The organism is Mesorhizobium sp. M0048 (assembly GCF_040323405.1).
Lineage (GTDB): Bacteria > Pseudomonadota > Alphaproteobacteria > Rhizobiales > Rhizobiaceae > Mesorhizobium.
This window is the reverse complement of record NZ_JAMYUV010000088.1, coordinates 1-10,838: the sequence shown is the minus strand read 5'-3', so window position 1 is coordinate 10,838 and position 10,838 is coordinate 1. Positions and strand designations below refer to the sequence as shown.

4 protein-coding genes and 6 pseudogenes are annotated in these 10,838 nt (G+C 59.0%); 7 read left to right on the top strand and 3 right to left on the bottom strand.

Annotated elements, in window-relative coordinates:
* Positions 1 to 510, top strand: a pseudogene (locus NKJ84_RS32220) (IS630 family transposase); the annotation flags it as partial.
* 12 nt (positions 511 to 522) lie between these two features.
* Here NKJ84_RS32220 and NKJ84_RS32215 read toward each other — a convergent pair.
* Positions 523 to 1,441, bottom strand: a pseudogene (locus NKJ84_RS32215) (IS481 family transposase).
* Between the two features lie 100 nt (positions 1,442 to 1,541).
* Between NKJ84_RS32215 and NKJ84_RS32210 the strand changes: the two are divergent.
* The 5 genes and pseudogenes from NKJ84_RS32210 (at position 1,542) to NKJ84_RS32190 (ending at position 8,475) form a co-directional block, all read left to right on the top strand.
* A pseudogene (locus NKJ84_RS32210) lies at positions 1,542 to 2,579 on the top strand (IS110 family RNA-guided transposase).
* 447 nt (positions 2,580 to 3,026) lie between these two features.
* Positions 3,027 to 3,470 (top strand): annotated as a pseudogene (locus tag NKJ84_RS32205) (IS110 family transposase); the annotation flags it as partial.
* 1,455 nt (positions 3,471 to 4,925) lie between these two features.
* On the top strand, positions 4,926 to 5,186 hold the full coding sequence (locus NKJ84_RS32200; protein ID WP_352509885.1) for a hypothetical protein: 261 nt from the start codon (positions 4,926 to 4,928) through the stop codon (positions 5,184 to 5,186).
* Between the two features lie 842 nt (positions 5,187 to 6,028).
* On the top strand, positions 6,029 to 7,357 hold the full coding sequence (locus tag NKJ84_RS32195; RefSeq protein ID WP_352509884.1) for an aspartate aminotransferase family protein: 1,329 nt from the start codon (positions 6,029 to 6,031) through the stop codon (positions 7,355 to 7,357).
* Positions 7,358 to 7,371: 14 nt separating this feature from the next.
* The gene (locus NKJ84_RS32190; RefSeq protein ID WP_352509883.1) at positions 7,372 to 8,475 is read left to right on the top strand and encodes a phosphotransferase; all 1,104 of its coding nucleotides are present in this window, start codon (positions 7,372 to 7,374) and stop codon (positions 8,473 to 8,475) included.
* A gap of 102 nt (positions 8,476 to 8,577) precedes the next feature.
* On the opposite strand, the pseudogene NKJ84_RS32185 reads toward NKJ84_RS32190, so the two are convergent.
* Positions 8,578 to 8,934 (bottom strand): annotated as a pseudogene (locus NKJ84_RS32185) (ABC transporter permease subunit); the annotation flags it as partial.
* A gap of 274 nt (positions 8,935 to 9,208) precedes the next feature.
* Here NKJ84_RS32185 and NKJ84_RS32180 point away from each other — a divergent pair.
* A pseudogene (locus NKJ84_RS32180) lies at positions 9,209 to 10,125 on the top strand (IS481 family transposase).
* 205 nt (positions 10,126 to 10,330) lie between these two features.
* On the opposite strand, the gene NKJ84_RS32175 reads toward NKJ84_RS32180, so the two are convergent.
* Complete coding sequence (locus NKJ84_RS32175; protein WP_352509886.1) at positions 10,331 to 10,654, bottom strand: Lrp/AsnC ligand binding domain-containing protein; 324 nt, start codon at positions 10,652 to 10,654, stop codon at positions 10,331 to 10,333.
* Between the last annotated feature and the right edge of the window lie 184 nt (positions 10,655 to 10,838).

The following is a 10,838-nucleotide window of genomic DNA, read 5'->3' as shown; positions in this document are numbered from 1 at the left end:
AGCTCGTCTTCATCGATGAGACCGGGCTGTCGACCAAGATGGCTCGCCTGCGCGGAAGAGCGCCGCGCGGCGAACGCTGCCGGGCAGGCGTGCCGCACGGCCACTGGAAGACCACGACCTTCACCGGCGCGCTCAGGCTGACCGGATTGCCGCGCCCTTCGTCTAGGACGGCGCCATGGACGGGGTCGTGTTCCTCGCCTATGTCAAGCAGGTGCTGGCGCCAACCCTGGCGCCAGGCGACGTCCTCGTCATGGACAATTTGCCGGCGCACAAGTCCGGGGGCGTGCGCGAGGCGATCGAAGCCGCCGGTGCAAGGCTGATGTTCCTCCCGCCCTACAGTCCCGACTTCAACCCCATCGAAAACGCCTTCGCAAAGCCCAAGGCGCTCCTGCGGGCGAGGGCCGAGCGGACAATCGCGGCCCTATGGGCACCGTCGGCGCGCTCGTCGACCTTTTTACGCCAACAGAATGCGCAAACTACCTCAAGGCCGCAGGCTATGAACCGGATTAAACCGGACGTGCTCTAGGTGTTTAGTCCCGGCATTTGCTGGAGCGGGTTGAGCGAAAACCGTTCCGGCTGGGAAAGCCACGCCTTGCAGATGAACTCATAGGGTGGGAGGCCTTTGAGGGTCTTGAGCCGGCGGCCGAAATTGTAGGCGGTGACGAAGTCGGCGAGATGGCGACGGAGCTGTTCGTGGCTCTCGTAGTAGAAGCGCTTGACCGTCGCATCCTTGATGGTTCGGTTCATCCTCTCGACCTGGCCATTGGTCCATGGATGTTTGGCCTTGGTCGTGCGGTGCTCGATGTCGTTCGTGGGCGCAGGCGTATTCGAAGGCATGTGCCCGGAAGAGTTCGCCGTTTGCGATGGCTTCCCTGATCAGCGGCACGGCCGAGCCGCTGGCGCCGGGCGTCGTGAACTGGATGCCGTTGTCGGTGAGTACGGTGTGGATTTTGTAAGGAACCGCCTCGATCAGACGTAGCAGGAACTCCCTCGAGACGGCGGTCGTCGCCTTCTCGTGCAGTTCGACGAAAGCGAACTTCGAGGTTCGGTCGATCGCCACGAACATGTGCAGCTTACCCTGTTCGGTGCGGACCTCTGCGATGTCGATGTGGAAGGAGCCGATCGGGTAGCTCTTGAACTTCCGCTTCGCCGGCTTGTCGCCCTCGACATCCGGCAATCGGCCGATGCCGTGACGCTGCAGGCAGCGGTGCAGAGAGGCTCGCGTCAGGTGCGGGATTGTCGACTGCAACGCATAGAGACAATCGTCCAACGGTAGCAGCGGATAGCGCCGGAAGGCGACGATGACCGCCTCTTCCTCCACGGAAAGCACGGTCGATCTCGGCTCCTTCGGGCCAGTCGGAACGTCCGCGACCGCAGCCCGCTTCTTCCACTTTGCGACCGTCTTCTGGTTGATCCCGTAGCGCTTGGCCAGCGCCCTCAGGCTCGCTTGATGGGGTGGACGGCGCCCGCAACGGCATCATCCTCGTCAGAGGCGTGCCAAGATGGCTGCTGTCGAGCACTCATCTGAAGGAGCACCGTCCATGAGCAATATTACCAGCGACCTCAGCGCTGTTGCTACTATTGGCCTCGATCTGGCCAAGCATGTCTTCCAGGTTCACGCGATCGATGCCGCTGGCGGCCTCGTCACGACCCGGGCGCTGCGGCGGAAGGATGTTCTGACATTCTTCGAATCCGTGCCATGCTGCCTCATTGGTGGAAGCGTGTGGCTCGGCCCATCACTGGGCTCGCGAACTCATGAAGTTCGGCCATGACGTGCGGCTGATGCCGCCAGCCTATGTGAAGGCTTACGTGCGTCGCCAAAAGAACGATGCCGCTGATGCAGCAGCCATCTGCGAGGCGGTGCGCGCCCTTCGATGCGTTTTGTGCCGGTGCGATCGGTCGGGAATCAGGCGACGCTCATGCATCACAAGGTACGCGAACTTCTAGTGGCCCAACGCACCCAACTGGTCAATGCCCTTCGCAGCCATCTGGCCGAAATCGGGATCATCGCCGCCCAGGGACCGAACAACGCACGCGCCTTGGCTACCCTCGTCATCGAGGGCAACTACATGATCCCGGCGACCGTGCGTTCGGCACTGTTGCCGTTGGTGCGCCAACTGAGCGAACTTGATGCCGAGATCAGGCAGAGCGATCAGGCTATTCTGGCCCTCGCCAAGACTGATGAAATGGCACGCCGTCTGATGACCGTTCCCGGCATCGGCCCCATTACTGCCTCCGCGTTTGCGGCGAGCATCTAGGATATCTCCACCTTCTCAGGTTCGCGCGAATTCGCCGCCTTCTTAGGGCTCACGCCACGGCAAAACTCCTCCGGCGGAAAGGGACGGCTGGGACGCGTCTCCAAGATGGGTAACCGATATTTGCGCAAGCTGCTCGTAGTCGGAGCTCATGCCGTTCTGTTCCATCGCAAGCGTTCCGGCGATGCGTTGAGAAACTGGGCGGTTCGCCTGATGGAGACCAAGCCCTTCAAGCTTGTCGCCGTGGCGACCGCCAACAAGCTCGCCCGTATCGTCTTCGCACTTATGCGCGACGCAACACGCTATGCCGGCACACCGGCGTAACAACAGCATCGGCAAAGGCCGCGAACCGGAATCGAGGGTGACAATGACGTTTGGGAACAGACGAGGACAGATCCTGAAAGCCTGCAGCATAGTCGGAGCTTCGAGCTGGCTCTCTTGATCAGGCCAAAGGATCAGGGGATACCATCAGGGCCAGCAGTCACAAGACCGCAGCAACAGGCCGGAGACATGACCGCACCCGCGAGCATCCCATCGCTGAAAACAAACCCTTGATCAGCGGGCGCCCGTCCAGACATGACTATGTTGTATCGCTCGACGGATCGCCTCTGTCGTCGTGGCGCTCCCGTGAAGAACCTGGCCCATAGCGCATCCTTTGATTCGGACGACAAGGCAAGGATGCTCCATCAAAGATCCCATGACCGGTGGTGGATAGCGACCTGCGCTCTGGCAGAGTGGGGTTGCTGACCAACAACTCTGTGGAGGCCAATCATGCGTCTTGTAGCCGATCGATCTGCGGCGCCTGCCGCTATCCGCACCGATCTTGGCGCGATCTTCATTTCTTTGGAACTCAGTAAATCGACCTGGTTGATCACTTCGCTGTCGCCGGGCAGTGGGGAGAAGATGTCGAAACATGCGGTACGCGGCGGCGATATCACAGGACTGCTGGCACGCTTTGCCCAGCTTCAGGACAAGGCACAGGCGCGCGCCGGCCGGCACTTTGCGCTTGTGGTCATTCAGGAGGCGGGTCTCGACGGCTTCTGGATCCATCGAATCCTGGAGGCCGAGGGGATCGAAAGCCATGTCGTCGACGCCGCCTCGATTGCCACGTCGCGCCGGCGGCGTCGTGCCAAGACCGACAAGATCTATGGTGAGGCGTTGGTGCGTGCGCTGCTCGCCTACAAACGAGGCGAGCCGCGCGTGTGCGCGATGGTTACACTCATCCCTCGAGGCCTGATCAGCCTCGGCGGATCCAGGAGGCGAACCAAGATCCCAGCTGGCTAGAACCGTATCAAAGACGGGTCTCGCCTTCTGGGCCCCTGCCGCCGCAAGCGGGATACTGGTGCAGCCGTCTCAAGCGGCGACCGTATGTGAGTTTGATTAGGCTCGATTGACCGAGCCGTGTCACGCAATCGGGGCCCAGCTCTGGATTCCGCCACCAATAGGGAGCAATACGATGCCGCCCTAACACACCTCTTGACCTCAGCGTCATGTGAGCCTGGGATCAAACATCTAGGATACAGATGATAATAGGCGGGGGAACATGGGGCCGGGGTGCTCCATGGGTGTCCGCGAATTTCTGGAGCACGGACGTTTAGCCGGTCTCCTGGGCTGGGGCGCTGCGGATGTCGGTTGACCCTCACCTATTCCGGTCGTCTCACAAAGCCGGCTATCGATCCGACTGGTCCAAGGTATCGCTGCTGGCCCGACCGCGGTAAATGAGTCCCGCACAATCCGAGTGGACGCCGCAACAGCAGCATGTAAGTCGCGCCAGCAGTCCATCGACCGAGGTCCTCGATGATGGTACGGATATCAGAGGCTTTGAGGTTGTGCGCGGGTCGCAGACGCGAGCGGAAAAACTTTGGCGTTTTGTGAGGCGCTTCGTTCGGGCGGTCTACAGCCCGAGTGTGCATCCTCAATGTACTTGAAACGTTTGGCTGTGATTCGCGGTTTTGAAATTGCTGCCAACAGGAAACCTCCACTTACGAAAAACATAGCGAATGGGCATCGAATTTGATTTTTTTCTCGCCATTCGGGCGGCGCGTGAGTTGGACCGCCGGGACTCTGCCTTGGCGCAGAGCCAAGAAGCATCGCAGCCTAGTGAACAGCCCTCACCAGGCGATAAGCGGCGTTATTCACCTGAGCCACAGGTGCTTCGAACCGGCGCAACTCGACGATGGGACACGATTTGCCGTTTCTATGCGGGGATATGCAAGAAGATTACGGGCGATGAACAATTTAAGGACCAGTGACCCCGGACGACCCTTCGTGGAAGTTTTCCTTTTCATTGTGAAGCTGGACGAAGCCGCTGACCGTGCCGCAGTCGAATTTCGAATCGGATGACTTTGGACAGATGTTCGCACGGCCCGCTGCGGATGCCGATCAGGTAGATAATGTTGGTGGAAACCGTTCCGACACAGACCTTTTCGCCAGTGAAAAACCGGGCACAGCGGAACGCTGTTGCCCCCCCCCGGCAACCAACCTTTAGCAACTTTCCCTATTAGCTCACGAACTACTGTCACCGCCAACGAATCTTCATCTTTCGGGTTGCCCGCAAGCACTAGAAGGCGTTGGATCACTCGATCGCTATCCTAACTTGCCCTTGCCTACCCAAGCGATCAGACGGTCATTCTTGCATTACATAAGCAAGGCTTTTTGACCCGACATTGTATGGTCAAGGGTGCCTTCCCGACCTTCATCGTGCCGTTGGACCAGCATGCGCTGCCAATGCAGGCCAAGAAGAATATTGCAGGGCGGCGAGGCATCGGGATATCCGGCGGCGGCGATTGCCTTGGTATCGGGATGGATGGCGTTCCAGAGTTCCAGACGGCTTCGAGCTTTCTTCGCGTGTCATGCTGTCAAGCCACCTCCATCGTGAGCGATGATGCGCACGCATGGCGTCTCGCCTCCATTTTTCTCATAGGTCGCTGAAGCCGTGGACAGCCCGGCTCGCCATGCGGCTTCTGATCGAACAGGAGGCTGATGGGGTTCTGAGAGCCTTGTAACCAGGGTATTACGTTGTTGCGTCGCGGATCGTTCCGACTGATCAGCAACGCTTCGGGTGCATAGTCGCAACATTATCGCATGCGAACATTTTCCAACCATTCGCCGGTATAGACTGAACTGGGAACCGCAGACGGTACAGTTGAAGACCGATCAACCCGCAGGAAGGTTCGCACTGCCTGTTATCCGACTCTCCAAGTACAAAAAGCGAACATAGAACCTAAAACGGTCTTTGCTATCCGAACCAGATGTCAGCCTCGCGGCCGAGGACGGCTATCAGCATCGCGGCATTGAAGGTCTTAATGGGCCGACAGAAGCTGACCTACGCGGCCTCGCGAAAACCTGCCCATGGTGTGGGGGCACTGCAGGGTTGACAGATCCGGTCGTCGGGTATGACGAGCAGCGCGCTGGCGAATGGCGCCGGCACATCGCGGCCGACCCGCGCCGCGCCTGACGCCCGCCGGACGGCTCCGGCCACCGCCTCGCATGCCGTCATCTCGTCGTAAGAAGACACCAATCTCCAAACTGAATTGGACGCTCGCGGCCGCCGGCTGTCTACTGCCGATCGAGGAAATCGCGCTGTTTGCAGCCGCTAGGACACTTTCAAATGAACGCATGCTTTCTAGCAGCGGTTGCCGTAACGATTGCAACACCTCGCTTCCGGGCTGAACCTGCCACTCTTATGCGAAGCGTTGCTTTTATCCACCAGATAGTAGCGGACCCGACGAAAGCTAAGGTGGTTTTCTTCGACCGTTTACTGTCACGCTAAGATGAGCGCGCGCGCCCCCGAGCGGATCGACGCGAGCGGTGTCAGCGATGTGCCAGAACGACTCCAGGACATCATCCTACGCCGGAACACGGTGCTCGGTCCTGGCTACCAGTTTTCCGAGACGATTCCGGTGGAGTTTGTCTCGAGTTTTGGCGCTCACCTAATAGACCGCGACGGCAATGACTATCTCGACGCCTATAACAACGTTCCGGGCGTTGGCCACGCGCACAGGCATGTTGTGGACGCCGTTTGCCGCCAGATCGCCGCAGTCAACACTGATACGCGCTACCCCCAAGTGCCACTTGTCGCCTATGCTGAGCGGCTACTTGCGACATTCCCAGCGGCGCTGTCGAAGCTAAGCTTGCCCTGCACTGGATCCGAAGCGAATGATCTCGCAATTCGGGTCGCGAGGTTCCATACGGGCGGCGAGGGTGTCATAGCTACTCGTTGGGCGTTTCACGGTCGCACTCGTGAGGTCGCCAGTTTTTCCCCAATGCTGGGGGCAGGATCCCCGCTCGGACCGAACGTCCGACTCATTGACGCTCCTGACCCCAGGCTCTGCGGAGCAGAACGATCTCTCGACGAGTATATGCGGGATCAGGTGCGTTCCGCAATTATTGATCTCGAACGGCATGGATACAGGCTAGCAGCGTTGATCGCCGATTCCGCGTTCACCTCCGACGGCATTTTTACTCACCCAGTGGGCTTCATGCAGGCAATGGTCGACCAAGTTCACGCCGCTGGTGGCCTCTACATTGCTGACGAGGTTCAATCGGGGTTCGCTCAGTTCGGAGATTCGATGTGGGGGTTCAGTCGGCACGCGGTGATTCCTGATATCGTCACGATGGGCAAGGCGATGGGGAATGGTTTCCCCATCTCTGGCGTCGTCTTCCGCCCGGAGATATCTGACGAATTCGGACAGAAGGTCAGCTACTTCAACACACTGGGTGGCCGATCGATTTCTGTAGCTGCCGCTTCCGCAGTGCTCGATGTGTTCGAGCAGGAGAATGTGCGAGAACGCGTAGTCGTCAACGGCGCGACCCTGCTGGCAGGGCTTGCAACGCTGACACGTGATTCTCCTTATGTCGCGGAAATCAGAGGCAGCGGCCTGTACCTTGGCATCGAGATCGTCAAGGACAGAGGGACGCTCGAGCCCGATCCCGCTCGTTGTGAAAGCATCATCAAGGACCTCCGCGATCGTCGAGTTCTGATCAGCCGGACCGGCCGAGCCGGTAACGTGTTGAAAGTGCGCCCTCCAGTCGCTTTCACCGCAGCCGATGTGAGCCGCCTCCTTGAGACCTTTGCTATCGTAGCGAAACAGCGGCTTTAGTGGAATCTAACAACATGAACAAATCACCCGGCGTGGTGTTACAACGGCTCCTGGAGGAGAGCAGCCTCCTTGCTTCAAGCCAACCTATCGACCCCTTGCAGTTGAAAAACATGCTTGAGAGGCACTATGGGCTCAGTGGAAACGTTGCACGATTGGGCAGCGAAAAGGGCCACACGTTCAGGCTTAAAGCCAAAGCGAATGAATACCTCGTAAAGGTGTCACCGTCCGACGAGCCTGAACCAGTTACGGCGTTGCAGATTGAGGCGATGCGTTATCTTGATGATGCTGCTCACGCCTTGCCGGTCCAGCGGATCAAGCCCACCCTTGACCGAAGGGATAGCGTTCCAATCGACTTGGGGGATGGAGCCTGTCGAACACTCAGCGTCTTCTGCTTTGTCGAAGGCCTGCTTTGGGAGCAAATGGATGCCAACGTTGAGCAGTTAACCAAGGCGGGAGACATGCTCGGGCGAGTAAACATTGCGCTGCGATCATTTGGGCGTCCAGCTGCCACGCGCAGCTTAATTTACGATATTAAGCACTTTCTCCATTGGGCGGGACTTGTTGAGTACGCGCCAGACCCCAAGCACCGACTGCTGGCTCAACGGGTCTTCAAGCTCTTCGAAGAAGTCGTGCTGCCGAGGCTGCCCAGTCTTGAAATGCAAGTGATCCACGGTGACTACGCTCCCAACAATGTCGTGGTGGACCAGCACAGCGATGTCTTCGTGAAGGCCATCCTTGATTTTGGTGACACTGTCCATAGCGCGGTGATCTTTGACCCTGCGAATCCGGTCGCGCACCTGATCGGTCGCACTCAGGATCACCCTTGGGAGGATGCCTTTGCCTTTGTCGCCGGGTACGAGCAGAGCCGGCCGATAAACGAGTCAGAGCTTCCACTTTTGCCAGTTGCGGCTCTCGCCCGGCTCACCATGCTCGCGTTGATCAGGCACTGGAAGGCGGGGCGCGTACCTGACCAGAGCGAGGAGCTACTCGCTAGTGCCGAGTATTACTGGACGAATTTAGAGCGGGCCATTGCCGTACCACTGGATGACGTCGTTGCGCGGTTCCGCCACCGCGCCGCTGATCCTCATGATCTTTCATGGAAAGAGGTCCCGGATTGAGGGGTGATTTCCGTCCAAACGGGACCTCAACCTGGAGTGCGCCCCTGAGGGTGGACAGATATCAGGCTGCTGATTTGCCAGTCTGCCGAATGTGTTGATCCTCAGCTCGTTCCTGAGCACGTGCCGCCAAATGACCTGACGCCAGGGCAGGCCCTTCAGGACGGCAGTGCGGGTATAGTCAGAGTCGAGCGCCTCGATCATCCCCGCACGTGCCATGCGGCAGATATAGCCGAACAGGACGAGCACGAGCGGCATTGCGGGCAAGATTAGGTAATTGAGTTGCGTTAAGGGTCCGGCGCCATCCGGCCATGCTGCGGAGATTGGCAGCCAGCGCAGCCAAATACCAAAAATCAGAATCATCACGACTCCGCTAACGAATTCCGGCATAGCGGCCGCTGACAGACCGCCGAGACTGATAATGCGGTCAGTTAGGCGATTGACATTCATTGCGGCCACCACTCGAGCGGCACCCGGGGTTACCATCGGGCACTTTCATTATGGTCTCGCCCTGAAACATTCCATGCAAAAGTCGCGACCAACTAACATCTCCCAAGTGGTACTCAAGGGCTGCTCCTTAGAACCAAATCTATCTGCTCTAGCTGTGAGCTTTCGGGAGGTTGTCCATTCGGACCGGACCGGGGGAGACTGGAGTTACCAGGCTTCAGCACTCACCGGAGGATCCGAATAAACATTCCACAAGAATGCCCGTCTCACGCCGCTACGTCGAGAGGAGATGGCGCTGTCGGTGATAGAATGCGCTTTGTCCAAAGCCCATGGGGCGCACGTCTACGGCGTGTCGGCCAAGATCGTGGCGCGCTGGGTCGAGCGCTATAAGTCCGAAGGGCGGGCCGGCATGATCGACCGTTCCTCGCGGCCCACTCATATGCCACAGGCCACCGCTCGTTGATCGGCGAGCGCATCATGGCGCTGCGGCGGCAACGTTGGACCGGCAAGCACATCGCCCATAAGGTCGGCGTCTCGGCCGCCACTGTTAGCCGCGTTTTCAAGCGTGCCGGACTGTCGCGGCTCAGGGATATCGAACCGGCCGAGCCGATCAGACGCTACAAGCGCGAGCATCCCGGCGAGATGATCCATATCGACATCAAGAAGCTCGGTCGTTTCGAGCGCATCGGTCATCGCATTGCCGGCAAGCGCACCGGCAATGCCAGGTCGCGCGGCAACAGCTGGGAGTTCGTCCATGTCTGCATCGACGACGCTTCCCGCATCGCCTTCTCGCAGATCCTGGCCGACGAGAAAAAAGAAAGCGCCATCGCCTTCCTCAAGGCGGCGGTCGCCTACTACGCCAGCCTGGGCGTCGCGATAGCCCGCGTCATGACCGACAACGGCTCCTGCTACAGATCGAAGGCCTTCGCAAAGGCCTGCCGCGATCTCGGCCTCAAGCATGTCAGGACAAGGCCTTACACGCCCAAGACCAATGGCAAAGCCGAGCGCTTCATCCAGACGGCGCTGCGCGAATGGGCCTATGCCATCGCCTATCCGACTTCAGATCACTGCATCGCAGAGTTGCCGGTCTGGCTGCATCGCTACAATTGGCACCGTCCCCACGGGAGCTTAAAATCCAAAACACCTATCAGTCGCCTCGCTCTAACCCTGGACAACCTGTTGAGGCTCCACAGCTCGCTAACCTGAGAAGTAGCGTTGACAACTACAAAACCACCCGCTGAAGACTATGACACCTGAGGGGTGGGGATCGTGCCAAAAAGAGCCACCTCCTGCGCGAGACGACGCTCGTCGGCCTCGGCCTGCGAGCCACTGTTGAAAATGAGCGCCTCAATTGCTCGTCCAACCGCGGCGCCGAGCTATGTTGTAACAGAACGACAGCAAATTCTGGACTTTAACTCCGAGCATTGATGTGGCCGCGACGGTAAGCACTCGGTGATGCTCGGTGAAAACACCTTGGTAAGGTGCGCAGCGCGCCGGATGGGTCGGAGCTGGAGGTAGCGGCGCAGAACAATCGGCTCTCATTTACAGAACTGGCAGAAGCTGTCGGTTCTTCGGCCGCGTCATGAAATGCGTCGAGTGAACAGTTGCCTGGAGATGCCGTAATCGTACAAGCGCCCGATGCGGCCTTGACGAAGACGTCGAAGGCCTGAACGTCCTCGACCGTCACGATCAGGACGAAATCGGCGTTGCCTGTGACCATATAGCACTGGGTAATCTCCGCACGATCCCGCTTGAGAAGCTCGCCTCCGTAGGCGCCAGCGGCATCCAGTATGAATTAGGGTTTCCGAGCAGACGGCGGAACAGCTAATCGATGCGGTCTCGACGCATGGCTCCGCGGCGCCCAGATGCGCGCGTTTGTTGGAGGCATGACGATGATTTCCTTCACCTTACCAATGAGA